General features: G+C 67.3%; 22 protein-coding genes and 1 tRNA gene. 7 read left to right on the forward strand and 16 right to left on the reverse strand.

Annotated features, from left to right (window positions below; translation table 11 throughout):
* The first annotated feature begins 53 nt into the window (after window positions 1-53).
* A complete protein-coding gene (locus U4Y88_RS18975) occupies window positions 54-3,713 on the forward strand; it encodes an indolepyruvate ferredoxin oxidoreductase family protein (protein WP_321785640.1) in 3,660 nt (1,219 codons plus the stop codon).
* Between the two features lie 93 nt (window positions 3,714-3,806).
* Here U4Y88_RS18975 and U4Y88_RS18980 read toward each other — a convergent pair whose 3' ends face one another.
* Window positions 3,807-5,084, reverse strand: coding sequence for an EAL domain-containing protein (locus tag U4Y88_RS18980; RefSeq protein WP_310632264.1), 1,278 nt, complete (start codon window positions 5,082-5,084; stop codon window positions 3,807-3,809).
* A 404-nt stretch (window positions 5,085-5,488) separates the two neighbouring features.
* On the opposite strand from U4Y88_RS18980, the gene U4Y88_RS18985 reads away from it, so the two are divergent.
* Window positions 5,489-7,156, forward strand: coding sequence for a Na+/H+ antiporter (locus tag U4Y88_RS18985; RefSeq protein WP_224012474.1), 1,668 nt, complete (start codon window positions 5,489-5,491; stop codon window positions 7,154-7,156).
* Between the two features lie 113 nt (window positions 7,157-7,269).
* On the opposite strand, the gene U4Y88_RS18990 is transcribed toward U4Y88_RS18985, so the two are convergent.
* The 6 genes from U4Y88_RS18990 to U4Y88_RS19015 all read right to left on the reverse strand — a co-directional run bounded on the left by U4Y88_RS18990 (window position 7,270) and on the right by U4Y88_RS19015 (window position 13,623).
* Complete coding sequence (locus U4Y88_RS18990; protein ID WP_224012473.1) at window positions 7,270-8,571, reverse strand: solute carrier family 23 protein; 1,302 nt, start codon at window positions 8,569-8,571, stop codon at window positions 7,270-7,272.
* A gap of 500 nt (window positions 8,572-9,071) precedes the next feature.
* A complete protein-coding gene (locus tag U4Y88_RS18995; protein WP_321785642.1) occupies window positions 9,072-9,725 on the reverse strand; it encodes a DUF2239 family protein in 654 nt (217 codons plus the stop codon).
* A 105-nt stretch (window positions 9,726-9,830) separates the two neighbouring features.
* Window positions 9,831-11,336: a sensor domain-containing diguanylate cyclase gene (locus U4Y88_RS19000; RefSeq protein ID WP_321785644.1), complete on the reverse strand. Its 1,506-nt coding sequence runs from the start codon at window positions 11,334-11,336 to the stop codon at window positions 9,831-9,833.
* A 223-nt stretch (window positions 11,337-11,559) separates the two neighbouring features.
* Window positions 11,560-12,435, reverse strand: a complete 876-nt coding sequence (locus U4Y88_RS19005; RefSeq protein WP_321785646.1) for a DNA-binding domain-containing protein — start codon at window positions 12,433-12,435, stop codon at window positions 11,560-11,562.
* 8 nt (window positions 12,436-12,443) lie between these two features.
* Complete coding sequence (locus U4Y88_RS19010) at window positions 12,444-13,373, reverse strand: DUF692 domain-containing protein (RefSeq protein ID WP_321785648.1); 930 nt, start codon at window positions 13,371-13,373, stop codon at window positions 12,444-12,446.
* 1 nt (window position 13,374) lies between these two features.
* Window positions 13,375-13,623 carry a DUF2282 domain-containing protein gene (locus tag U4Y88_RS19015; RefSeq protein ID WP_224018236.1) on the reverse strand — a complete coding sequence of 83 codons (249 nt, stop codon included), beginning with the start codon at window positions 13,621-13,623 and terminating at the stop codon, window positions 13,375-13,377.
* Between the two features lie 324 nt (window positions 13,624-13,947).
* Between U4Y88_RS19015 and U4Y88_RS19020 the strand changes: the two genes are divergently transcribed.
* The gene (locus tag U4Y88_RS19020) at window positions 13,948-14,262 is read left to right on the forward strand and encodes a DUF4148 domain-containing protein (protein ID WP_224018238.1); all 315 of its coding nucleotides are present in this window, start codon (window positions 13,948-13,950) and stop codon (window positions 14,260-14,262) included.
* Between the two features lie 350 nt (window positions 14,263-14,612).
* On the opposite strand, the gene U4Y88_RS19025 is transcribed toward U4Y88_RS19020, so the two are convergent.
* Together U4Y88_RS19025 and U4Y88_RS19030 are read right to left on the reverse strand one after the other, a co-directional pair.
* A complete protein-coding gene (locus tag U4Y88_RS19025; RefSeq protein ID WP_321785649.1) occupies window positions 14,613-15,437 on the reverse strand; it encodes a hypothetical protein in 825 nt (274 codons plus the stop codon).
* Between the two features lie 379 nt (window positions 15,438-15,816).
* Window positions 15,817-16,125, reverse strand: a complete 309-nt coding sequence (locus U4Y88_RS19030; protein WP_224018240.1) for a hypothetical protein — start codon at window positions 16,123-16,125, stop codon at window positions 15,817-15,819.
* Window positions 16,126-16,272: 147 nt separating this feature from the next.
* On the opposite strand from U4Y88_RS19030, the gene U4Y88_RS19035 reads away from it, so the two are divergent.
* Window positions 16,273-16,719, forward strand: coding sequence for an SRPBCC family protein (locus U4Y88_RS19035; protein ID WP_224018242.1), 447 nt, complete (start codon window positions 16,273-16,275; stop codon window positions 16,717-16,719).
* A gap of 93 nt (window positions 16,720-16,812) precedes the next feature.
* Here the strand turns inward: U4Y88_RS19035 and U4Y88_RS19040 are convergent.
* From U4Y88_RS19040 to U4Y88_RS19065, 6 genes are all read right to left on the reverse strand, one after another.
* Window positions 16,813-16,888, reverse strand: a tRNA-Ala gene (locus U4Y88_RS19040).
* Window positions 16,889-16,956: 68 nt separating this feature from the next.
* On the reverse strand, window positions 16,957-17,319 hold the full coding sequence (locus U4Y88_RS19045) for a c-type cytochrome (RefSeq protein ID WP_415774470.1): 363 nt from the start codon (window positions 17,317-17,319) through the stop codon (window positions 16,957-16,959).
* A 2-nt stretch (window positions 17,320-17,321) separates the two neighbouring features.
* Window positions 17,322-18,107, reverse strand: coding sequence for a BON domain-containing protein (locus U4Y88_RS19050; RefSeq protein ID WP_224018291.1), 786 nt, complete (start codon window positions 18,105-18,107; stop codon window positions 17,322-17,324).
* Window positions 18,108-18,135: 28 nt separating this feature from the next.
* Entirely contained in the window at window positions 18,136-18,723 is a 588-nt protein-coding gene (locus U4Y88_RS19055; RefSeq protein WP_224018246.1) for a phosphoheptose isomerase, read from the reverse strand.
* Window positions 18,724-18,730: 7 nt separating this feature from the next.
* The gene (locus U4Y88_RS19060; RefSeq protein WP_321785653.1) at window positions 18,731-18,946 is read right to left on the reverse strand and encodes a hypothetical protein; all 216 of its coding nucleotides are present in this window, start codon (window positions 18,944-18,946) and stop codon (window positions 18,731-18,733) included.
* A gap of 8 nt (window positions 18,947-18,954) precedes the next feature.
* Window positions 18,955-19,392, reverse strand: a complete 438-nt coding sequence (locus tag U4Y88_RS19065; protein ID WP_415774471.1) for a YraN family protein — start codon at window positions 19,390-19,392, stop codon at window positions 18,955-18,957.
* Window positions 19,393-19,597: 205 nt separating this feature from the next.
* Here U4Y88_RS19065 and rsmI point away from each other — a divergent pair, with 205 nt between their 5' ends.
* Window positions 19,598-20,515, forward strand: coding sequence for a 16S rRNA (cytidine(1402)-2'-O)-methyltransferase (gene rsmI, locus U4Y88_RS19070; protein WP_321785655.1), 918 nt, complete (start codon window positions 19,598-19,600; stop codon window positions 20,513-20,515).
* 230 nt (window positions 20,516-20,745) lie between these two features.
* Here the strand turns inward: rsmI and U4Y88_RS19075 are convergent, their stop codons facing one another.
* The gene (locus U4Y88_RS19075; protein WP_224018262.1) at window positions 20,746-21,357 is read right to left on the reverse strand and encodes a septal ring lytic transglycosylase RlpA family protein; all 612 of its coding nucleotides are present in this window, start codon (window positions 21,355-21,357) and stop codon (window positions 20,746-20,748) included.
* Window positions 21,358-22,158: 801 nt separating this feature from the next.
* Between U4Y88_RS19075 and U4Y88_RS19080 the strand changes: the two genes are divergently transcribed.
* Entirely contained in the window at window positions 22,159-22,827 is a 669-nt protein-coding gene (locus tag U4Y88_RS19080) for an MBL fold metallo-hydrolase (RefSeq protein WP_321785657.1), read from the forward strand.
* Window positions 22,828-22,990: 163 nt separating this feature from the next.
* Window positions 22,991-23,614, forward strand: a complete 624-nt coding sequence (locus U4Y88_RS19085; RefSeq protein ID WP_224018266.1) for an exonuclease — start codon at window positions 22,991-22,993, stop codon at window positions 23,612-23,614.
* Window positions 23,615-23,703: the final 89 nt, after the last annotated feature.

Consider the following 23,703-nt stretch of genomic DNA (forward strand, 5'->3'; position numbering starts at 1 on the left):
ATTCAAAGACGCACAGACGCAGCGCTCGCGACACAAGAACGGAGACTTCCCCCATGACCGCGCGTCCCGCGTTTGGCGACATTCCTGCTTCGCCGCCCCTCGCCGATTACCAGCTCACCGACAACCTCACCGCCACGCGCGGCCGCATCTTCCTGACCGGCACCCAGGCGCTGATCCGCCTCGCGCTCATGCAGCGCGCGCTCGACCGCGCGCACGGCCTGAACACGGCGGGCTTCATCAGCGGCTATCGCGGCTCGCCGCTCGGCATGGTCGACCAGCAGGCGTGGAAGGCGAAGAAACTGCTCGAAGCCGCCGACGTGCGCTTCCTGCCCGCCATCAACGAGGAACTGGGCGGCACGGCCGTGCTCGGCACGCAGCGCGTGGAAGCCGACGCCGAACGCACCGTCGAAGGCGTGTTCGCGATGTGGTACGGCAAAGGCCCCGGCGTCGACCGCGCGGGCGACGCGCTCAAGCACGGCAACGCCTACGGCTCGTCGCCGCACGGCGGCGTGCTCGTGGTGGCGGGCGACGATCACGGCTGCGTGTCGTCGTCGATGCCGCATCAGAGCGACTTCGCGCTGATGGCCTGGCACATGCCCGTGGTGAATCCGTCGAACGTCGCGGACATGCTCGAATTCGGCCTCTACGGCTGGGCGCTCTCGCGCTACTCGGGCGCGTGGGTCGGCTACAAGGCGATCTCGGAAACCGTGGAGTCGGGCTCGACCGTCGATCTCGACGCGCTCAAGACCGACTGGCAAGCGCCCGAACCCGCCGATGCGGATGCAGCTTTCACGCCGCCGCCCGGCGGCCTGCACAACCGCTGGCCCGATCTGCCGAGCCTCGCGATCGAGCAGCGTCTCGCGGCCAAGCTCGACGCCGTGCGCCACTTCGCGCGCGCGAACAGCATCGACAAATGGATCGCGCCGAGCCCGCACGCGAACGTGGGCATCGTCACCTGCGGCAAGGCGCATCTCGACCTGATGGAAGCGCTGCGCCGGCTCGACCTCACCGTTCACGATCTCGAACAGGCGGGCGTGCGCATCTACAAGGTCGGGCTCTCGTTTCCGCTGGAGATGTCGCGCATCGACGCCTTCGTTTCGGGTCTCAGCGACGTGCTCGTGATCGAGGAAAAAGGCCCCGTGATCGAGCAGCAGATCAAGGATCATCTCTACAACCGCAAGGAAGGCGCGCGCCCGGCCGTGATCGGCAAGCACGCGGAAGACGGCACGCTGCTGCTCTCCGAACTCGGCGAGCTGCGGCCCTCGCGCATCCTGCCGGTGTTCGCCGCGTGGCTCGCGAAGCACAAGCCGATGCTCGACCGCCGCGAGCGCGTGGTCGATCTGGTCGCGCCGCAAATCCTCTCGAATGTCGCCGATGCCGTGAAGCGCACGCCCTACTTCTGCTCGGGCTGCCCGCACAACACCTCGACGAAAGTGCCTGAAGGCTCGATCGCGCAAGCGGGCATCGGCTGTCACTTCATGGCTTCGTGGATGGAGCGCGACACCACCGGCCTGATCCAGATGGGCGGCGAAGGCGTCGACTGGGCCGCGCATTCGATGTTCACGAAGACGCGCCACGTGTTTCAGAATCTCGGCGACGGCACCTACTTTCATTCAGGCATCCTTGCGATTCGCCAGGCCGTCGCCGCGAAGGCCAACATCACCTACAAGATCCTCTATAACGACGCCGTGGCGATGACGGGCGGCCAGCCCGTCGACGGCAGCATCTCCGTGCCGCAGATCGCGCGTCAGGTGGAAGCCGAAGGCGTCTCGCGCTTCGTGGTCGTGAGCGACGAGCCCGAGAAATACGACGGCCATCACGGCCAGTTTCCGAAGGGCACGACCTTCCATCACCGCAGCGAACTCGACGCCGTGCAGCGCGAACTGCGCGAAACGCCCGGCGTGACCGTGCTGATCTACGACCAGACCTGCGCCGCCGAAAAGCGCCGCCGCCGCAAGAAGGGCGAATTCCCCGACCCGGACAAGCGTCTCTTCATCAACGAGGAAGTCTGCGAAGGCTGCGGCGATTGCGGCGTGCAATCGAATTGCCTCTCGGTCGAGCCGGTGGAAACCGAACTGGGCCGCAAGCGCCGCATCGACCAGTCGTCGTGCAACAAGGACTATTCGTGCGTGAACGGCTTTTGCCCGAGCTTCGTCACGATCGAGGGCGGCAAGCTCAAGAAGGCCGCGGGCGCCGCGTTCGATCCGCAGGCGCTGGCCGCGCGCGTGAACGCCTTGCCGATGCCGTCGACGCATCTCGACAACGCGCCCTACGACATCCTCGTGACCGGCGTGGGCGGCACGGGCGTCGTGACGGTGGGCGCGCTCATCAGCATGGCCGCGCATCTGGAAGGCAAGAGCGCTTCGGTGCTCGATTTCATGGGCTTCGCGCAAAAGGGCGGATCGGTGCTGTCGTTTGTGCGTTTCGCGGCCACCGACGCGCTGCTCAACCAGGTGCGCATCGACACGCAGCAGGCCGACTTGCTGCTCGCCTGCGACATGGTGGTGGGCGCGAGCGCCGACGCGCTGCAAACGGTGCGCCACGACCGCACGCGCATCGTCGTGAACACGCATGCGATTCCGAACGCGTCGTTCGTGCAGAACCCCGACGCGAATCTGCACGCCGACGCGCTGCTCGCGAAGATGCGCCACGCGGCGACGAACGGCGCGACGACCACGCAAGATCCGCTTTCAAGCTGCGATGCGCAGGCGCTCGCGCAACGTTATCTCGGCGACACGATCGGCGCGAACATTCTGATGCTCGGTTTCGCGTGGCAGCTCGGTCTCGTGCCGGTGTCGCTCGCGGCGCTCACGCGCGCGATCGAGTTGAACAACGTGGCCGTGCAGGCGAATCTGTTCGCGTTCTCGATCGGCCGTCTCGCCGCCGCCGATCCGGCCGCGCTGGAAGCGCTCAAAACGTTCGACAATCAGCGCGCGAATCAAGCCCGCGACGCGAAGCTCGCCGCGCGCCAACTCACGCAAACGCTCGACGAACTGATCGCGGACCGCGAAACGCGTCTGCTCGCCTATGGCGGCGCGGGCTACGCGAAGCGCTATCGCGCACTGACCGACGCCGCGCGTCAGGCCGACAAATCGGCGGATCAGGCGCTCGCGCGCGCGGTCGCGGCCACGTTCTACAAGCTGCTCGCGGTGAAGGACGAATACGAAGTCGCGCGCCTGCACGCCGATCCGGCCTTCCGCGCCGCGCTCGAAGCGCAGTTCGAAGGCCAGGCGGGCAGCGACTTCACGGTGAAGTTCAATCTCGCGCCGCCGCTGATCGCACGCGAAAAGCACGGCCAGCCGCCGCGCAAGATGCAGTTCGGCCAATGGCTCTGGCGCGCGCTCGCGCTGCTCGCGAAGGGGCGCGGCGTGCGCGGCACGTGGTTCGATCCGTTCGGCCACACGCTCGAACGCCGTATGGAACGCGCGCTCGCCGACGACTACGAGGCCACGCTGCGCGGCGTGCTGATTCAACACGCGCATGTGACGGCGGACAGCGCCGCCGATCTCGCGAAGTTCGCCAGCCTGCATCAGCGCGTGCGCGGCTACGGTCACGTGAAGCTCGCGAACCTCGCGTCGGTCAAGCGCGGCGAGCGCGAACTCGCGGCGCGTCTGGGCATCGACGTGAAGACGAGCGCGGCCGTCAATGAGGCGCTCGCCGCGTTCAAGGGCGCGGGCGCACTGCGCGGCATTCCGGTGGTCGTCGCGAAATAAGCCCTGTTTTCAGGGGTGAAATCGCATCATGCGAACGGCGCGGGCTTGCAAGGGCTCGCGCCGTTTTCGCTTTTATCGACGTGATAGAAGCGCTCAGGCCAGTTCTTCCGCCATCCAGTCGACGTCGCCGCACAGCACGCACAGGCGGTCGCCGACCTGCACGGCCATCGAAAGCGTCACGCACGGCAGCGCCTCGTTGATCGACAGATACGGCGACGTCACATGCACGCGTCCGGGCGCGACCAGCGCCGCGCGGAAGTACGGCCGGCGCAGCCAGTTCGCGCCCTGCGCGTCGTCGAGCGGCAGAAAGCGCGCGCCCTGCTCCGCGCGATCGACGCGCAGCACGACGTTGCGGCCCGCCTGACGCCCGCTCGCATCGAGCAAAAAGCAGCGCGCCGCGTGATCGAGCGCGAGAAAATTCCAGCACACCTCTTCGAGCGGCTCGCCCGCGGTCAGCCGCTCCGCCGCGCGCTCGAACGCGCGCACATACGGCGCGAGACGGCTCGTGGTGCCGCGCTCGCGCGCTTCGGTCTGCTCGCGATAACGCTCCGTCGCTTCGGCGATCACGTTCTGCGCGTGCGTGGCGTCGGTCAAACCCGGCGCCGGACGCGCGAAGAAAAAGCCCTGCACGAAGTCGGCGTTGCAGGCGAGCGCGATCTGCGCCTCGTGCTCCGTCTCCACGCCCTCGATCAGCACGAGCTTGCCCGCCTCGTGCAGCAGCGTGACGAGCGCGGGCAGCGTCGCGGCCATGTCGGCGCGATGCGCGGCGTGCATCAGCATGATGCGGTCGAGCTTCACGATGTCGGGATTCAGTTGCCACACGCGGCCGATATCGACGTGACCGGCGCCGAAGTCGTCGAGCGCGATCAGGAAGCCGCGTTCGCGGAATTCGGCGACGGCGTGCGCGAGCGCGTCGAGATCGGTGGCCTCGGCTTCGAGCACTTCGAGCACGACGCGGCGCGGCGGCAAACCGAGCCGACGCAGATTCGCGAGCAGCGCCGCCGCGTGATACGGCTCGATCAGCGTGCCCGGATGCACGTTGAGAAACAGCCACTCGCGCTCGGCGCCGAGCAGCGAGAAGTTCTCCAGATGCAGCCCCTGGGCGAGCCGGTCGACCTGCAACGCCTCGCCGACGCGCGCGGCCGCGCCGAACACGTCGAGCGGCGAAACGGGCCGGTCGAGCGCGTCGTGCGCGCGCAAAAGCCCTTCGTAGCCGACCGCACGCATGTGCGACAGGCTGAAAACCGGTTGAAACACACTGGTGAGCGCAAGCTCGCCATGTTGCGCGCTATAGCGCTGGAGACCCGACGAGACGCTCAGGGTGAAACCGTGCGGCGCCGCGGCCATCTTGTCCTGCTGCTCTGTGATCATGCCTTCCTCTTCGCGCAAGTTGATCGCCGCGGGCGTGCGTACCGGCGGCCGATGCGTTGCGTCGTTGGCAGGCGATAAAGCAAGGTCCGTGCGCACGCTGCGACCCGCCTTGCATCGAAGCCTGCACCGCGCACCGTGCGCGTGCGCGCGCGGCGGGCATGATGCGTCCCCGCGCGCACCAGAATCGTGCATGCCGGCCCTGTCGCCGAGCTTGCCCTACAAGTGGCTTGCACGCTTCGCGGCGCATGCGGCCGCGCACACGCTACACTTACCGCCAACCGCCGCCTGCCTCGTCAGGCATGCATCGCATCGTTCGCCGCGCTCCGCGGCACGTTCCGCACTAAACGGATGAATGGGGGACGCACCGCGCGCCCTCCCATCCCTGCTCGTCTTGCCGCTCATCGATGGAAACCATTTTCACCGTTCTTATTCTGCTCCTCGCCGTGGCCCTTTCGGGAATCATCGTGCGGCTGTTGCCCATCAAGCTGCCCTTGCCGCTGCTACAGATCGCCATCGGCGCGCTGCTGACGTTCCCGCGCATCAATCCGCACGTGACGTTCGATCCCGACGTCTTCATGGCGCTGTTCATTCCGCCTCTGCTGTTCGCCGACGGCTGGCGCATGCCCAAGCGCGAATTCTTCATGCAGCGCCGCGCGATCCTGCTGCTCGCGCTCGGCCTCGTGCTGCTGACGGTGGTGTCCGTGGGCTATTTCGTGCACTGGCTGGTGCCGCAGATCTCGCTGCCGGTCGCCTTCGCGCTCGCCGCCGTGCTCTCGCCCACCGACGCCGTCGCGCTCTCGGCCATCGCCGGCAAGGACAAGATTCCCGCGCAGCTCATGCACATCCTCGAAGGCGAAGCGCTGATGAACGACGCCTCCGGCCTCGTCGCGCTCAAGTTCGCGGTGGCGGCGGCGCTCACGGGCGTGTTCTCGCTGCGCCAGGCTACGCTGAGCTTCTTTCTGATCGCGGCGGGCGGCCTCGCGGTGGGCGCGGCGATCGGCTGGTTCTTCAGCTTCATGTCGTCGCGCTTTCTCAATGTCGATGCCGACGGCGACCCCGCGCCGGGCGTCGTCATGACCTTGCTGATTCCGTTCGCGGCCTACCTGTTTGCGGAACATCTCGAAGTCTCGGGCGTGCTCGCCGCCGTGGCCGCCGGGATGATGATGAATTACACGAGCGTCGCGCACATGGGGCCGGTGTCGGCGCGCGTGCGCGCGACCAGCACGTGGTCGATGATCGAGTTCGTGTTCAACGGCATGGTGTTCACGCTGCTCGGCCTGCAATTCCCGGGCATTCTCGGCAAGGCGCTGCTCGACGCGCATCACACGAGCAACGTGCAGATGCTGCGTCTGCTCGGCTATATCGGCGCGGTGCTGATCGCGCTCTACGCGATGCGCTTCGGCTGGGTCTGGCTGCTGCGCTGGGTGGCTAGCCGCGGCGCGGCGCGTCACGGCGTGACCAATGCGGTGCCGGGCCTGCGCACCGTTGCGATCACCACGGTTGCGGGCGTGCGCGGCGCGGTCACGCTCGCGGGCGTGCTCTCGCTGCCCGTCGCGCTCGCGAGCGGCAAGCCGCTGCCGGGCCGCGACAGCGCCATCTTCATCGCGACGGGCGTGATCCTCGCGTCGCTGCTGGTGGCGATCGTCGGCTTGCCGTTGCTGTTGCGCGGCGTGCGGCGCGGCGCGCATCCGGCGCACGTGGCCGAGGAACGCGCCGCGCGCGTGCAGGCCGCGCAGGCCGCGATCCGCGCCGTCGATGCGCTGCACGAAACCGCGACCGAGGACATGAACGAATCGCAGTCCGCCTACGCCGCCGACACCACGGCGCGCGTCATGGACACCTATCGCCGCCGCCTCGCGACGCTCGACGCCGACCGCGATCTGAGCAAGCACGCGCGCGAAGCCGAATCGCTCGAATTGCAGATGCGGCTCGCGGCCATGCGCGCCGAACGCGCCACGCTGCTCGAACTGCGCAACAAGCAGACGATCAACGACGAAACGCTCGCGAAGCTGATGCGCGAAGTCGATCTCACGGAAACGGCGATCACCACGCGCGGACGCAATCGAGGCTGAGGCGGCTGAAGCGGATCCCCGCAGCCCAATAAAAAACGCGACGTCCTTTCGGGCCGTCGCGTTTTTTTATGCCCGCGCGAGGCGGGTTGCTTAGTGCAAGCGAAGCGCGCCGATCAAACCGCCGCTTCCTGCGCCGGCTTCTTGCGCAGCAGCGCGTAGAGCACGATCGCGCCGAACGTCGCGGTGCCGATGCCGCCCAGACCGAAGTCGCCGAGCTTGAGCGAGAAGTCGCCCGCGCCGAGCACCAGCGTGACGGCCGCGACGATCAGATTGCGGTTGTCCGAGAAGTCGACCTTGTTGACGACCCAGATGCGCGCGCCCGTCACCGCGATCAGACCGAACACGACGATCGACACGCCGCCGAGCACCGGGCCCGGAATCGTCTGGATCACCGCGCCGAACTTCGGCGAGAAGCCGAGCACGAGCGCGATCAGCGCGGCAATCGCGAACACCAGCGTCGAGTAGATCTTGGTGACGGCCATCACGCCGATGTTTTCCGCGTAGGTCGTCACGCCCGTGCCGCCCGCGAAACCCGAGACGATGGTCGCGAGGCCGTCGCCGATGAACGCGCGGCCCACGTAGCGGTCGAGGTTGTGGCCCGTCATCGCCGAGACGGCCTTGATGTGGCCGAGATTTTCCGCGACGAGAATCACGGCGACCGGCACGAGCAGCGTCATCGCGTGCGGATCGAACACGGGCGCGCTGAACTTCGGCATGCCGAACCACGCGGCGTTCGCGACGATCGAAAAGTCGATCGGCTTGCCGAGGCCCATGCCGTTGGTCACGACCGCGTAGATCGCGTAGGCGATCATCAGGCCGACGAGAATCAGCAGGCGTTGCAGCATGCCGCGCGTGAACACGGCCACGCCGCCCACGCACAGCACCGTGACGAGCGCCATCCACGAATCGAACTGCGAGCCGCTCACGCCCTTCACGGCGATCGGCGCGAGATTCAGGCCGATCACGCAGACGATCGCGCCGGTCACGACCGGCGGCATGAGCGTCTCGATCCACTTGGTGCCGATGGCCGAGACCAGCACGCCGATCAGCGCATAGACCACGCCGCACGCGATGATGCCGCCGAGCGCGACGGGAATGTTCGGATTCGCGCCGTGGCCGCTATAGCCGGTGGCCGCGATCACGAGGCCGATGAACGCGAAGCTCGAACCGAGATAGCTCGGCACGCGCCCGCCCACGACCACGAAGAACAGCAGCGTGCCGATGCCCGACATGAAGATGCAGAGGTTGGGATCGAAGCCCATGAGCAGCGGCGCGAGCACCGTCGAGCCGAACATGGCGACGACGTGCTGCACGCCCATCGCGAACATCTGCGGCCAGGCGAGACGCTCGTCGGGCGCGACGACGGTTTTGACGCCCGTCTGCGCGCGCCAGCGTGGGAAATAGGAATCGGACATCGGGAGCTCCTCTTGTGCCGTGATGGGCCGGCGCACCTTGCACACCTCGCACGACGGGGCGAGCGCGGCGCGGGCCGGATCGGATTCTGTTTATCGGAACGGGGCGCGAACCGGTTCGGGCGTGCGTGCACGCCGCGGATTCGCTGATGCCCTTGATGGAAATCAGGCGCGAGTGTACGGAGCCGCAATCGGCGTGGCAAGGCGGGCATCCGCGCATGTGGGCCGGACGAAACAGGCGCGGGCGGCGGACTCGCGCCTGAGTTCGTGGTCGATCGCTCGCCTCGCTCCGATAAGAGTTTCGGACTAATCCTATATCGAGCGAGATACGCCACGCATAGACTGAAGTCTCTGCGTGACCCCATGACAGTTCATGCAGAGGTTGTAAGTTGTAAACTCTCCGACTTCCCGCTCATGCCGTTCTGGCCTGAGCGGTTTTTTTTGTGCGTCGGATTTTCGCGGCCTGCATGCAGCATCGGGCGGGCAGCAAGCCGCGCACGGCGTCAGGCGAACGCATCCTGCGCGAGTTCGCGCACATAGTCCCGCACGCCTTCGGGCCAGTCCACGCTCCACGCCTCGAATCGCGCGCGCTCGCCCGCGTAAAGCGCCCGCAACGCTTCCTCGTAGCCCGGCAGATTGCCCGCCAGCGCCGTCATGAAACGGTGCACCGCCTCGCGCGAGGCGCGCACGCGATGCTTCTCCTCGCCCGCGAGCCGCGCCGTTTCCACCAGCTTGCGCAACACCACCGACGCGCCGCCCGGCTGCGCCGCCAGCCAGTCCCAGTGACGCGGCAGCAGCGTAACCTCGCGCGCCACCACGCCGAGCTTCGGACGGCCGCGTCCGCGCGGCGCGTCGTCGGCGGGTTCGGTGTCGCCGGAATCTTCGCCGGACTGCGCGCCTTCCTGCGAGCGCGCCTGCCACGCGGCGTCGGCGGCGAGGCGCGCGGCCACGTCGGCGGGACGACCGCGCAGATCGAATTCGACCGGACGCGCGTCGCGGTCGTCGAACACCAGCACCGACGCCGCGTCGCCGCGCTCCAGTTCCGCCTTCACCGCGAGCGCCACGTCGAGCGGCGTGCCGCGCGCGAGCAGACGCGTGCCCGCAAAAGCCGTGACGCCGTGCGCCGCCGTGGATTGAGTGTGTTGAGCCGCTGCCATATCGCTTTCTCCGTTCGATTCACGCAGCGAATATTACCCGGGTAAATTAATCGATGCAATATCACCCGGGTAATATTTGACGTCGATCACATACTCACGGAGGGCTCAAAGATCCGGCCCGGCGTCCTGCGGCTCGCGCGCGACGCTCGGCTGCCAGACGGCCACGCGGTTGCGGCCCGCGCGCTTGGCCGTGTAGAGCGCGGCGTCGGCGGCCTCGATCAGCGCGCGCCAGTTCTCGAAGCCGCGCTCCGAGGTGCTCGCCACGCCGACGCTCGCCGTCAGCACGCCGTTGGGGCTGTCCTCGTGCGGCACGGCCAGCGCCTCGAGCGCGGCGCGCAGCCGCTCGGCGTGGGCGAGCGCCTGCGCCGCGCTGGTCTCGGGCAGCAGCAGCACGAATTCCTCGCCGCCGTAACGCGCCGCGCAGTCGCCGGGCCGCCGCGCGTGCGCGCCGATCGCGCGCGCCACCGCCGCGAGCGCGCCGTCGCCGGCCGCGTGTCCATAGCGGTCGTTGAAGCGCTTGAAGCGGTCGACGTCGATCATCATCACCGCGAGCGGCTGGCCCGAGCGCCGCGCGCGCAGCCACTCGTGATCGGCGCGCGCCTCGAAGGCGCGGCGGTTGGCGAGCGCCGTGAGCGCGTCGGTGCCCGCGAGCGCGCGCAGTTCGTCCTCCAGCAGCACGCGGCGGCGCAACTGTCGCGTAAGCACCATCGCGAGCGCGATCAGCGACACGTCGAGCAGCGCCGTCAGCGAGCCGATGATCCACGCCCGCGCTCGCCATTCCGTATAGATGTCGCCCGCCGCCACCGCGACGCTGAACACCAGCGGATAGCCGTCGACGCGCCGGAACGCGAACCAGCGCCGCACGCCGTCGAGCGGCCCGACGCCGAAAAACCCGCCCGCCTCGACGTGCTCGAAGCGATGGAGCAGCGCCGAATCGGCGAGACTCTTGCCGATCATCGCGGGCGCGTAGGGGCGGCGCATCAGCAGCGTGCCGTCGGCGAGCGCGAGCGTGACCACGCCGTTCGCGCCAATCTCCACGCCGCTCATCAATTGCCGGAAATAGTCGAGCCGCATGGTGCCGACCACCACGCCCGCGAACGAACCGTCGGGCTTCGAGATGCGGCGGCTCAGGCCGATGGTGGCGTTGGCCGGGCCGTCGCGCGGAATGAACGGACGGCTCACGTAGAGCCCCATCCGCGGCGAGTCGCGCTGCACGAGAAAGTAATCGCGGTCCGCGACGTTGACCTCGCGCGGCGGCGAGGCGCGCGAGTCGAAGATCACGTCGCCGGCCTCGTTCGTCACGAGGATCACGCCGAGATGTTGCGCCGTGGCCGAGCGGTCGAACAGCACGTTGTGGCGGATGTCGTCGGGCAGCGCGGCGAGGCGCGGATCGTCGAGCGCATCGATCACGGCCTGCAGCGAAAGCTCGTAGATCTCCAGATTGCGCGCCGTATCGCGCTCGAACAGCAGCGCCATGTTGTAGGCGGAGGCGCGCGCGCTCGCGAGCGCGTCCTCGCGCATCTGCGCCATGACCCAGCCCGCCACCGCCGTGAGCACGGCGGCCAGCACGATGCTGATGACGATCATCACGTTCGGTCGGCGGGTCATCATGGCGGTGTGGCGCGCGGGCGAGGCCGTTTGCAATCGAGTGTAGTCCGCGATTCGCGCCGCGTGTGGGGTTTGCCGCGCATGGCGCGGTACGTTGTGCTGCACGCGCGCGGGCTTTTTTGTATCGACTGAACAATCGAGCGCCGCGTTTGCCTTTGGATCTTGGTTCGGATTCCTTTGCTTCTGTTTCGCGCCGCAAAACAAGCGGTTTTGTGTGCGCTAGCCGCTAGTCGATTCGTGCCGGATCGCGCAGACCCGTCACCGCGCCCGTCTCGATCCAGATGCGCCATTGCGCGGCGAAATCGAAACCGGCGTCGATGGCGAACGCGCGTTCGAGCGCTTCGTCGAGCGTCGCGCCGTGTTGCAGCGCCACGAACGCTGCGTGCGCGGCGTGCGTCTGCGCGAGCGGCTGCGCATGCCAGCGCGGGCGCACCACGAGCATCCAGCCCGGTTCGTCGATGCGCTCGGGCCATGCTGCGTTCTGCGCGGGTTCATGTTCGCGCGCAGGTTCATGCGGGTCTCGCTGATGCGCGCGCCAGATCGCCAGCGCGGCAAAACGCGAGGCCAACGCCGTGCATGCGGGATGCAGCGCAAGCCGCGCGCCCATCAGACGTTCGGCGCCGATCGCCTGCCATTGCGCGGCGCTCAGCGGCGTGGCGTCGGCGGCATAGGCCGCGCGATGCAGCGCCCATTCGAGGCGCGCGACATCGCCGAAATACGCGTAACGCGCGTCGCTTTCGTAGCGCTCGACGAACTCGGGCAGCGCCGCGCCGAAGCGGTTCAGATCGGCGTCGCGCGACGGATGCGCACGCGCGTAGGCGAGCGCGAGCGCGTCGAAATACGCGTCGCCCGTGAGCGCGGCGAGCACGGGATACGCGCTCGCAAGCGCATGACGGCGCGCCGCGCGCACGTTGCCGCGATAGAGGCCGAGACGCGCGGCGCTCACCTCATGCGTGCCATGGCACGCGCGCAGATGCGCCGCGAGCGCAGCGTCGGCGGCGGGATCGTCGAGCGCGTCGGCGAACGCCGCTTGCAGCGAGGCCAGCGGGGTGTCGGGGTCGATATCGGCGTCGGGGCGGTCGGCGCTCATCGGTGTACTCATGGGCGTACTCATGGGCGCACCGTTGCAGGCAATTCGGTATGCGCGTGCGCATCGCTTTCGCCACGCATCATGTGCTCGCGCGCGATGCGCGCCTCGTCGAGCAGGATGTCGAGCGGCGGCACGTCGGTGTCCCATTCGATCAAGGTCGGCACCGCGCCGAAGCGCTGCAACGCCGCTTCGTACAGCGCCCACACTTCGGGCGCGACGCGCGAGCCGTGATCGTCGATCACGGCGGCGGGCGTCACGCGATGCCCCGCGAGATGCAGTTCGCCGACCGCCTCGCGCGGCAGCGCGGCCATCGCGTCGAGCGCGTCTTCGCCGTGATTGTGCGCGTTCACATAGAGATTGTTCACGTCGAGCAGCACGCCGCAGCCGGTGCGCCGCGCCAGCTCCGCGAGGAACGCGGTCTCGCCGTAGGCGTCGCCGCGAAAACGCACGTAGGTCGAGACGTTTTCGATCAGCACGCGGCGGCGCAATACGTCCTGCAGACGCGCGACGCGCGCGCACAGGTGATCGAGCGAGGCTTGAGTCAGCGGCATCGGCAACAGATCGTGCAGCGCCGCATGCGGCGTCGCGCCCCAGCACAGATGCTCGGAAACGAGCGCCGGTTCGATGCGCTCAACGAGACGCGTCAGACGCGCGAGGTGAGATTCGTCGAGCGGCGCGGCGCTGCCGAGTCCGAGGCCCACGCCGTGCAAACTCACAGGCCAGTCGCGGCGCAGCGTCTCCAGCACGTGCAGATCGTAGCCGCCGTCGCCGAAATAATTCTCGCTGTGGACTTCGAGCCAATCGGCCCTATTCGCACCTTCCGCACCTTCCGCACCTTCCGCGCCATCGACGCCATCGCCCTCACCCGCCGACGCCCGCATGAACGCGCCGTAATGCGCATGCCGCAAGCCGATGCCGACGCCGCACGCCGGCTTCGCGGTCCAGCGCACCTTATTGCTCCGGCGTGCCGCCGAGCTTTTCGCAGGTGCCCTTCGGCATGGTCTTGAAGTCGCCCTTGTCGTGATCGACCTTGGCCTGGCCCGCGCAGTCGTGCACGCCGGTCTTGCTGGAGCAATCGTTCTTGCCGGCCTTGGCGACGCCGTAGCAGTTGACGGTATCGTCCGCGTGCGCGACGCCCGCCGTCGCGAGACCCGCGAGCGCGGCGGCGATCAGCGCCTGGCGGCCGAGTGCGTTTTTCATGTGGCTCTCCTTGAGCGATGCCGGTTTCGAACGGCATGGGGATAGGGATGGGGCCGTCGCTGCAGTGCACGACCGGATGCGCACTATTTTGCCTCACCGAAAAGGCCGGAGCGCAGGCGGCACGCTTTCGTTGCATTGCGCGCAGGGAATCCGATGAAATATCGCCGATCTGGCACCGAAATACGCTCGACTATCTCATTTCCCGCAACGATGTTTGCCACATCTCAATATTTATCTTTGAAGTGCACTGCAATAAAGTCACATCAACGGATCGAGCAAGACGATTGTTACGGTCCGAAACATAATCTTTGGAGGTTGTTGACCATGAAGTCCCTGATTGCTGCAGCACTCGCTGCTACCGTTCTCGCCGCTCCCGCGCTCTCGTTCGCTCAACAGAGCACGAACCAGCCGCTGACCCGCGCTCAGGTGCGCGCCGAACTCGTGCAGCTCGAAAAGGCCGGCTATCGCCCGGGCCTGTCGAGCCCGTACTACCCGGAAGACCTGCAAGCCGCGCAAGCGCGCGTCGCGCAACAGAACGCCACGGCTGAAGCCACGGCCTACGGCGCATCGACCAACGGTTCGACGCAAGCCGGCAGCCACGCGCAGCCGAACATCAAGCCGGTTTATTTCGGCCAGTGATTCCGTGCGATCCGGCGTCCTGCCGTCCCTGAGACGGCTCGCCGCCTGAGCACGCAGACGGGCCCGCGCTCGATTCGTTTCGAGCGCGGGCCCGTCGGTCGTTGCGCGATCGGCGCTTCGGCCGCGATACCGGGCGCAGTTTCGATATCGACATACCCAGACATCGGCGCCGCGCAGCTCATGCGAGGCGTCTGCAGCAACCTCCGTCGCCGGAAATCCGGCGGCTTGCCCGGGCTCTTCGGCGTCCGGGCCTTTTTCCTCTTCCCGCGCTCCGGTTCGCGTCTGCGTTCCGGGGATGCGAATCGCAGCGCCTCGCTTTTTCCCTTTGTGTGCTTTAGCCGATCGGTGGATCAGTCGGCCGCGATGGCATTCGTGTGGGCCTCGTCGCGAGGATGCGCGGGCGGGCGCCCCAAACGCGCGATGCGCGCGCTCGCGACCTGAACCAGCATGGCGATCAGCGACGCCTCGACGAACGCGAGCGCCGTCGGCTGACGCGCGAGCCCGAGCGTCAGCGCAAGACAGAACGCCGCGAAGCCGAAACGCCCGAGCACCATGCCGCGCAGCAGCGCGATTACGAACGGCGCGCCGTGCGCGCGATGCGACGACACCGCCAGCACGCTGCCGAGCAAGGGAAACACGGCGAACAGCCCGCTCCACGCGGGTCCGAGACGCGCCGACAGCGTCGTGACGGCCAGCGTGAGCGCGGCGCCCGCGATCATGCGTGTGGCGAGATCGGTGCGTGTGAGCGGCGCGCCCGCGGCGACCGCCGTGCTGCGCGGCAAGAAGGTCTGACCGAACAGCGTGGCGGCGAGCGCCGCGCCAAGCGCCCACGGCCAGGACACCGGCAATTGCGCGAGCAGGCAGGCCGCGGCGAACCACGCGGCCAGGCCCGCGCTCAACGCTAGCCACCACGGACGCGCGCCGGTCGCCCCGCCACGGCAGGTCCACGCATAGGCGAAATTGAACGATTCGGACGCGAGGATTGCGTAGAGCGAGAGCGTCGCGGCGCGCGCGCCGAACGCCGCGCCGTGCTCCATCGTCAGCAGCCAGAGAATCGGCCCCGCGACGACGGGCAGCCCCGCGAGCCAGCCGGCTATCTTCGGCCCCCAACGCTTGCCCGACATCGACACGAACAGCAGAAACAGCGGAACGAGCGTGAGCTTGAGCGCGAGCATTGGGCGGCGGGAAGGTGATGGGAAGCGTCGATGGTAGCAGCGGCGCGGTCCGGGGGTTGTGGGGACCGGTGTGGGTGGATGGGGTATGGCTTATGTAGTACGGGGTATGGCGTGCGGCGTGCGGCGTGCGGCGTATGGCGTATGGCGTATGGCGATGGCGATGGCGATGGCGAATCGCGTATCGCGTATGGCGTGCGGCGTGCGGCGTGCGGCGTGCGGCGTGCGGCACACAGAGTAAGGCCTGTCTCGTCCGAAGTCCGCCGCGCGTCGCTCGACGCGTGGGACGGACCTGGACACGCCTGCACGCACCTGTGGCAACGCACACGCCGCGGCTGTTAGTTGCGATTCAGCCCCCTGCCGCAACCACGTCCAATGCCGCTCAAAACCCCTGCGTCACCAACCCCAGCACCGACAGATCGGGATGCGTGCCATCGATGATGCTTTTACCGACGTGCGTGGCTTCGTCCTTCGCGTCCTGATCGCTGCGGAAAGTTTCGTCGCCGTCGGGGTGATACGGGACCGTGTGGCCCGGCAGCGCAGCATTCGCGCCCGGATGGCAGACATACGCGGTGTAGGTGTAGCGCGCGCCGCCGGCATCCGCGGGCATCGACTTGATGTGGATTTCGAAGCCTTCGTAGTCGACTTTTTGGGTCGAGGGAATGGGCGTCGGCTGTTCGGCGGCGGACATGATGGCCTCCCTTCTCCGGGGTGTGCCGGGCTGGTGGCCCGGTGATGGATCAAGTGTAGGCGATGCGCGGCCGCCAACACGGCACCGCGCGACCCGTCGCCTAGAATGGGATGAACCGATGCCCCGATTGCCAAACGGAGGAACCCCATGCCGACGAACACCGTGCGCCATCATCGCGTGTTGCGCGCCGCGCCCGAGCGCGTGTATCGCGCGTTTCTCGATGCCGCCGCGCTCGCGAAATGGCTGCCGCCGCATGGCTTCACAGCCACCGTGCATGAGCTCGATGCCGTGGTCGGCGGACGCTATCGGATGTCCTTCACGCACTTCGCGACGGGCGCGAGCCATGCGTTCGGCGGCGAGTATCTGGAGCTGGTGCCCGGTGCGCGGCTCAAGTATTCAGCGTCCTTCGACGATCCGAATCTGCCTGGCGTGATGCACACCACGGTCGAACTGCGCGAGGTGTTTTGCGGCACGGAGATGGAGGTGACGCAGGAAGGGATTCCTGAAGCAATTCCGCTCGAGGCGTGCTATCTCGGATGGCAGGAAGCGCTGGCGCTGCTGACCTTGCTGGTGGAAGCGGAGGCTCGCGCGTAGCGCGCCGCAAGCGTGTGTCGAAGCGCATACCGAAACCCGCGCCAGAAACGAAAAAGGGTTACAGGCAAGCACCTGTAACCCTTTGAATTCGTTTGGTGGAGAGGAGGAGGATCGAACTCCCGACCTTCGCATTGCGAACGCGACGCTCTCCCAGCTGAGCTACCCCCCCACAACGAAAATGATTCTAGCACAGCTAAATTTGCTTGTGCCAAGCGTCAAATTTGAGCTGGCGCAAAACTATTTCGAAGGCGACCCGACCAGGATCCAGGCCACGACATCGTGAATGTCGTTGGCGCTCATCGCGGGATGCGAAGGCATCGGAATCGCGCCCCACACGCCCGCGCCGCCGTCACGCACCTTCTTTTCGAGCTTGGCCTGCGCGCTCGCATCGCCCTTGTATTTCGCAGCGATGTCCTTGAACGACGGCCCCACGAGCCGGCGATCGACCGCATGACAACCCATGCACGCGTTGCTGCGGGCGATGGCCTGGCCATCGCCGGCCGCGAATGCCGGCGCCGTGCCCAGCGTTGCGGCCACGCCCGCCACGGCCACTGCCAACCCCATCACGCCACGTCGAATTTCCACCACGGTACGACCCATCATCACATCGTCGCTCCGCTGCTGGACGAGCGCGGCGCGGACTCCGTCACGGGCGCGGGCGCCTGCTGGTCGATCGGACGCGCGCTCACGCCCGAATCCGGCACGGCGCCCACGGTCGGCGCATCGGCCGTCGCGGCGGGTGCCTGCGGGTTCGACGCGGCCGACGTGTTCGCGGCCACCGCCTGCTGCGGGCTGATGTACTGATAGCACTTCACGACCTGCGAAACGCCCATCACCGTGCTCGACGCGTCGGCGCCGATGCGGCCTTCCTCCGGCGTCACGAGGCCCATCAGATAGATGTTGCCGCGCTCGGCCACGACCTTGAAGTTGTTCGCCGAGATGTTCTTGTACGCGACCAGTTCGGCCTTCACGCGCCCTTCGAGATACGAGTCGTTGGCGCGCGACGAGAACGAGCTCGCCGGCATGACCGCCAGTTCGTTGACGACCGATTCCACGTTCGTGACGCCGCGCGCGATGCTCTCGGCCTTCTGCTTCGACGCTTCGTCGGGCACTTCGCCGGTCAGCAGCACACGCTGATTGAACACAGCGACGTTGATGTGCGCGGTCTCGGGCAGCGCATTGGTCACGTTCGAGAGCGCCTTCACCTGGATCTCGCGGTCCTCGGTCTGCGAGCCCACCGTGCGTCGGTCGGTCGCCACGAGCGCCGTGCCGCCCGCCGCGCCCGCGAGCGCGAGAAAACAGCCTTGCAGGCTCGCGCACAGCGAAGCCGCGAAGCCGATCGTCAGCGTGGTCCGTGCCAGCGCGCGCGTCATGCCGGTTCTGATCATCAAGTGCCTCTCCTTCGTCCTTCGGGTGTCAGTCGTCGCCCAGCAGCATCGCGTCGATGCCGTCGCACAGGCAGTGGATCGTCAACAGGTGAACTTCCTGAATGCGCGCAGTCCGCTCGGACGGCACGCACAGCTGAATGTCGGTGTCGGCGAGCGCGCCGTTGATCTGGCCGCCGTTCTTGCCGGTCAGCGCGATCACGATCATTTCGCGCTCGTGCGCTTCCTCGATGGCCGCCAGCACGTTCGCCGAATTGCCCGACGTGGTGATCGCGAGCAGCACGTCGCCGGGATGGCCGAGCGCGCGCACCTGCTTCGCGAACACCTGCTCGTACGCGTAATCGTTCGCGACGGCGGTGAGCACCGAAGCGTCGGTGGTGAGCGCAAGCGCGGGCAGGCCCGGACGCTCGCGCTCGAAGCGGCCGATCAGTTCGGCGGCGAATTGCTGGGCCGCGGCGGCCGAACCGCCGTTGCCGCAAGCGAGGATCTTGTTGCTGTTCGCCAGCGCGGCGAACATGGTATCGACCGCGGCGGCAATCGGCACCGCCAGGGTTTCCATCGCGGCGAGCTGGAGCGCTGCGCTATCGCGAAAGTGCTGTTGAATGCGTTCGACGGACATCGACTCTCTAATCTGTACTGCGGGTATCGCAAAATTTCCGCTGGGTTGCGGCGTGCCGCAAGTTTAGCGCAATCGCGCGCGTTGTCTTCCGGCGTTCTTTTTCGATGCGCGCGATTTTCGCGCTTTTTGCTGCTTTTTTCGCGGCTTCTTTCGCGGCTTTTTTCACCTGCTTGCGAGTCGCGCGCGCGTTGGGCTGATTGGCGTGCGCTCTTTCGCTGCTCACTGATCGACTCATTCATCGTCGGCGCGAAACGCATCGCGCAGCCAGGTGAGACGCCCGCCTTCGAACGTCACCACGTCGAAACGGCACGCGCTCGGCATCGCTTCCTGCGCCTGCGCGCGCGCCGCGAGATAGTCGCGCGCCGCGAGCAGCAGACGCTGCCGCTTGTGCCAGCCCACGCTCGCCGCCGCGCCGCCGTAACTGCGTCGCGCACGGGCGCGCACTTCGACGAACACCAGCGTGCCGTCGCGATCGCGCATCACGAGGTCGAGTTCGCCGCCGCGGCAATGCACGTTGCGCGCCACCAGCACGAGCCGCTGACGTTGCAGATAAACGAGCGCGTGCTGCTCGAAACGCGCGCCGGTCTCGCGGCGGGCACGGCGTTCGTCTGCGCGCGACATCGCGGCGTGCGCCTCGCGTGGCGTTGAAGCATCGCGTGCCTCGCGCACCTCGCGTGCCTTCAAAACATCATCTGCCTTCGAAGCACCACGCTCGTTCTCCGCGCGAAGGTCCGCGCGCGTTCCGGCATTCGACCGGCCCGCCACAGAAAAGTTGTCGCCTTCGCAGGCGCCGCGTTCCGCTTGCGGCGGCGCTGCGGCCTGCCCCACATGGCACAATGTCGGCCTCTTTGCTTGCGTTCGCGCGTTCCGTGTCATGACGTCCCTCTCGTCCCCCTTCGAACTCGCCCAGGCCCAGCACTATCCCGCCGCCACGCTCTATGTCGTGGCGACGCCGATCGGCAACACCGCCGACATCACGCTGCGCGCGCTGCACGTGCTCGGCCTCGTCGACCGCATCGCCGCCGAGGACACGCGCAACACGGGCCAGCTGCTCGCGCGCTACGGCATCTCGAAGCCGATGATCGCCGTGCACGAGCACAACGAGCGCGAGGCGGCGCAGCGCGTGATCGAGCATCTGCGCGCGGGCGAACGCGTGGCCTGCGTGTCCGACGCGGGCACGCCCGGCATTTCCGACCCCGGCGCGAAACTCGTGGACGCCGTGCGCGAAGCCGGCTTCCAGGTCGTGCCGATGCCGGGCGCCAGCGCGCTCGCGACCGCCCTGAGCGTGGCGGGCGACTGGGTCTCGACGTTCACGTTTTTCGGTTTCCTGCCGCCCAAGGCGAAGCAGCGCGCGAGCGCGTTGCAGCCGCTCGGCGCGCATGCGCACGCGATGGTGTTTTACGAAGCGCCGCACCGCATCGTGGAGACGGTGCAGGCGCTCGCCGATGCGTTCGGCCCCGCGCGCCGGATTCTCATCGCCCGCGAGTTGACCAAGCTACATGAAGCGCTGTGGCGCGGCACCCTGGCCGAAGGGCCAACGTGGCTGGCCGAGGATGCGAATCGTCAACGCGGCGAGTTCGTGCTGGTGGTGGAAGGCGCGCCCGCGCAGACATCGGGCGAGGAGAATCACGACGCGCTGCTGCGCCTGCTCTTGCAGGAAGTGCCGGTGAAGGGCGCGGCGAAGCTCGCGGCGGCGCTCACGGGCGCGTCGCGCAACACGCTCTACGCGCGCGCGCTCGAACTGAAGAACGAAGACGGGGAAGGCGACGAAGAGGAAGACGAGGCGGACTGAGCCGCCATCGCAGAGTCGCCTGAAAAGCAGAAGGGCCGCAACGCGTGAGCGTGCGGCCCTTCTTGTTTGTGCCGGAATCGGGACCAGGTCGGGTGACCGGTGCGGATTCAGCCTGCGGATTCGATCAGCGGATTCAATCGGCGGTTCAGTTCGCGGATCCCGCCCGGTGCGCGCCACGCGCCAACACAGACAGAATCCTGGACAAACTCGCGGACCAACCCCGCGGAGGATCAGCGCTCGCCGCTCGCGTTCGAGTTGGCGGCCAGCATTTCCGCTTGCGCGGCCTTCGCTTCCTGACGCGACAGGCCTTCGATCTTCACCTTGGCGGTGCCCGCGTACTGCAGGCCGAGCATCTTCGCGGCCGCATACGACAGGTCGATCACGCGGCCGCGTGCGTACGGGCCACGGTCGTTGATCTTCACCACGACCCACTTCGAGGTCGAGGGCACGCTCACGCGCACGTACGAGCCGAGCGGCAGCGTGCGGTGCGCGGCGGTCAGCGCCTCCATATTGAAGCGCTCGCCGCTCGCGGTCTTGCGGCCGTGGAACGCACGGCCGTACCACGAGGCGCGGCCGGTCTGGTGGAACGAGCCGACGTCCGGGCTGTCGTCGTCGATCGGCTGAGCGTCGGCGAGCGACTTGTCCTTGTTCGCGCCCGAAGCAGGCAGCGCGGCCAGCGCGGAGCCGTAGCTCTGCGGCGTGGCGAACGCAGTGTGCGCGTCCCTGGTGCTGAGCGCGTTGCCCTGCGCCTGGTCCTGCGGGCCAGGCGGCATGGCACAACCGGCCAGCACGGACACGGCTGCGAGACTCCCGAATCGTCGTCGAGAAAGTCCGAGTTTCATAAGCTAGTCATCACGTTTCGAGGCCGTCCCGCGCCTTGGTTGCGCGTTGCCGGATAGCCTCGGCGGTCGCAGGTAAAAGGACTCCCCGTCCGTGAAAAACGGACGAAAGCCGATACCCGGATGCAGCTCCTGAGCCGCTACCGCTGGTTTTCTTTCACGTCTGGCGCAACCTGTCCCCGGCAGCCTGACCAGACCCCACATGCCGCCATCGAACGCGATGGGCTGCATTCAGGCGCGCCGGATACACACGGCGCACAGGAACGGCGGCGTAGGCCCCACCCAGCGTCACGGCAGCAAGTCCGTGGCAGGCGCGCGGCGCCTGGCTGGGCAAGACGTGCGGTGCCGAACGGATCGGCACCTGATTTGCCGTCTTGTAAGGCAGCCTGGTGAGCTGGCCTCGAAGGACGGCACTGCTTGACGGCGATGTATTCGCGACCCATTTTTTACCGCGGGTCACATCGCCCAGTGAATGCACGTGAAACGTGCTTGATGGGTCGCATTATACCCAAAACTTATTCTTGTCATCCGTTTCCTATCGAAAACCTGATCATTTCTCACCATTGGTGTAATAAAGGACGATCTTCCGACACACCTCGATCCCTTGTCTGACAAGGGATTCAGCCGATCGCAGCGCGCCCTCGGCGGCGCTCCGGGGACGCCGGTACAATCGAATCTTTGGCCGGCGCAGCGTGCCGCCGCGAAGGTGAGCGACGTTTCGGTACGTTTCAGTCCGTCTTGCTCACCGCCCGCGCCGCGCGATGCGCCCAGCCGCCCCACAACACTCCATCCCCGCGTTAGCGCATGAAAGTCACGCTGATTCCCGTCACGCCGTTCCAGCAAAACTGCTCGCTGCTCGTCTGCGAAGCGACGAACCGCGCCGCCGTCGTCGATCCCGGCGGCGACCTCGAACGCATCGAAGCCGAGATCGCGAACCAGGGCGTGCAGCTCGAAAAGGTCCTGCTCACGCACGGCCACCTCGATCACTGCGCGGGCGCGAAGGCGCTGGCCGACAAGTTCGGCGTGCCCATCGAAGGCCCGCAGGAAGACGAACGCTTCTGGATCGATCAATTGCCGGAACAGAGCGTGCGCTTCGGCTTCGGTCACGCGCAGGCGTTCGAGCCGGATCGCTGGCTCGCCAATGGCGAAACCGTGCGTTTCGGCGACGAGGAGATGGAGGTCTATCACTGCCCCGGGCACACGCCGGGCCACGTGGTGTTCTTCAGCCGGCCGCACCGGCTCGCGCTGGTCGGCGACGTGCTGTTCGCCGGTTCGATCGGCCGCACCGACTTTCCGCGCGGCAATCACGCGGACCTGATCCGCTCGATCCGCGAAAAGCTCTGGCCGCTCGGCGACGACGTCACGTTCGTGCCGGGCCACGGTCCGGTGTCGACGTTCGGCGAGGAGCGCCGCTCGAATCCCTATGTCGCAGATGGCGTGCCCGGCGCGACGGGCCAGGCGCAGTGGGGCTGATGGCGGAGATGACCACGGGAACGACTGCGGGGACGACTGCGGGAACGACCACGGGAACGACTGCGGGGACGACTGCGGGAACGACCGCGGGAACGACTGCGGAGACGACCGCAGCCGCCGAACGATCGATGCACCCAACGAAGCGAATCAACCAAGCGAAGCGATGAATCAAGCAGCCATAGAGGAAATTTACGTCAGCACCGATGTCGAGGCCGACGGTCCGATCCCCGGTCCCCATTCGATGCTGAGTTTCGCGTCGGCGGCCTACACGGCCGACAAGCGCCTGATCGCCACCTTCTCGGCGAATCTCGCCACGCTCGAAGGCGCCGCGCCGCATCCGGTGCAGGCCGCCTGGTGGGAAACGCAGCCCGAGGCGTGGGCCGCCTGCCGCACCGATCTGCAAGACCCGGCCGCCGCGCTCGTGGCCTACGTCGAATGGGTGGAGAAGCTGCCCGGCAAGCCCGTGTTCGTGGCGATGCCGGCGGGCTTCGATTTCACCTTCATGTTCTGGTACATGATGCGTTTCGCGGGGCGCTGCCCGTTCTCGTGGTCGGCGCTCGACATCAAGACGCTGGCGTTCGCGATGACCGGCCTGCCGTACCGCAAGTGCATCAAGCCGCGCTTTCCGAAGCACTGGTTCGACGATCACCCGCACACGCACGTCGCGCTCGACGACGCCATCGAGCAAGGCGCCCTGTTCTGCAACATGCTGGCCGACCTGCGCGCGCAGCAGGCCGCCGCGACGGTCGCAGAAGGGGACGCGTCGGGGCAAAATACCGCCGCCTGAGCACTAACTTAGGGAAATTCCCTCGTCATCTGCGGTTTGCATTGCGTTTCGTTTTCCCGGCCTCTACCATTTGGGAATCCGGCGACGCA

Origin of the sequence: Paraburkholderia sp. J94, from assembly GCF_905220285.1 — a bacterium.
GTDB classification, from domain to species: Bacteria; Pseudomonadota; Gammaproteobacteria; order Burkholderiales; family Burkholderiaceae; genus Paraburkholderia; species Paraburkholderia tropica_A.

Excerpts from the sequence above, each read along its gene's own strand:
- U4Y88_RS19015 (WP_224018236.1), bottom strand. The coding sequence starts at position 13,623 with ATGAAAAACGCACTCGGCCGCCAGGCGCTGATCGCCGCCGCGCTCGCG.
- U4Y88_RS18990 (WP_224012473.1), bottom strand. The coding sequence starts at position 8,571 with ATGTCCGATTCCTATTTCCCACGCTGGCGCGCGCAGACGGGCGTCAAA.
- U4Y88_RS19005 (WP_321785646.1), bottom strand. The coding sequence starts at position 12,435 with ATGAGTACACCGATGAGCGCCGACCGCCCCGACGCCGATATCGACCCC.
- U4Y88_RS18980 (WP_310632264.1), bottom strand. The coding sequence starts at position 5,084 with ATGATCACAGAGCAGCAGGACAAGATGGCCGCGGCGCCGCACGGTTTC.
- U4Y88_RS19030 (WP_224018240.1), bottom strand. The coding sequence starts at position 16,125 with ATGTCCGCCGCCGAACAGCCGACGCCCATTCCCTCGACCCAAAAAGTC.
- U4Y88_RS19000 (WP_321785644.1), bottom strand. The coding sequence starts at position 11,336 with ATGATGACCCGCCGACCGAACGTGATGATCGTCATCAGCATCGTGCTG.
- U4Y88_RS19080 (WP_321785657.1), top strand. The coding sequence starts at position 22,159 with ATGAAAGTCACGCTGATTCCCGTCACGCCGTTCCAGCAAAACTGCTCG.
- U4Y88_RS19050 (WP_224018291.1), bottom strand. The coding sequence starts at position 18,107 with ATGATCAGAACCGGCATGACGCGCGCGCTGGCACGGACCACGCTGACG.
- U4Y88_RS19045 (WP_415774470.1), bottom strand. The coding sequence starts at position 17,319 with ATGGGTCGTACCGTGGTGGAAATTCGACGTGGCGTGATGGGGTTGGCA.
- U4Y88_RS18985 (WP_224012474.1), top strand. The coding sequence starts at position 5,489 with ATGGAAACCATTTTCACCGTTCTTATTCTGCTCCTCGCCGTGGCCCTT.
- rsmI (WP_321785655.1), top strand. The coding sequence starts at position 19,598 with ATGACGTCCCTCTCGTCCCCCTTCGAACTCGCCCAGGCCCAGCACTAT.
- U4Y88_RS19035 (WP_224018242.1), top strand. The coding sequence starts at position 16,273 with ATGCCGACGAACACCGTGCGCCATCATCGCGTGTTGCGCGCCGCGCCC.
- U4Y88_RS19085 (WP_224018266.1), top strand. The coding sequence starts at position 22,991 with ATGAATCAAGCAGCCATAGAGGAAATTTACGTCAGCACCGATGTCGAG.
- U4Y88_RS18975 (WP_321785640.1), top strand. The coding sequence starts at position 54 with ATGACCGCGCGTCCCGCGTTTGGCGACATTCCTGCTTCGCCGCCCCTC.
- U4Y88_RS19020 (WP_224018238.1), top strand. The coding sequence starts at position 13,948 with ATGAAGTCCCTGATTGCTGCAGCACTCGCTGCTACCGTTCTCGCCGCT.
- U4Y88_RS18995 (WP_321785642.1), bottom strand. The coding sequence starts at position 9,725 with ATGGCAGCGGCTCAACACACTCAATCCACGGCGGCGCACGGCGTCACG.
- U4Y88_RS19075 (WP_224018262.1), bottom strand. The coding sequence starts at position 21,357 with ATGAAACTCGGACTTTCTCGACGACGATTCGGGAGTCTCGCAGCCGTG.
- U4Y88_RS19025 (WP_321785649.1), bottom strand. The coding sequence starts at position 15,437 with ATGCTCGCGCTCAAGCTCACGCTCGTTCCGCTGTTTCTGCTGTTCGTG.
- U4Y88_RS19055 (WP_224018246.1), bottom strand. The coding sequence starts at position 18,723 with ATGTCCGTCGAACGCATTCAACAGCACTTTCGCGATAGCGCAGCGCTC.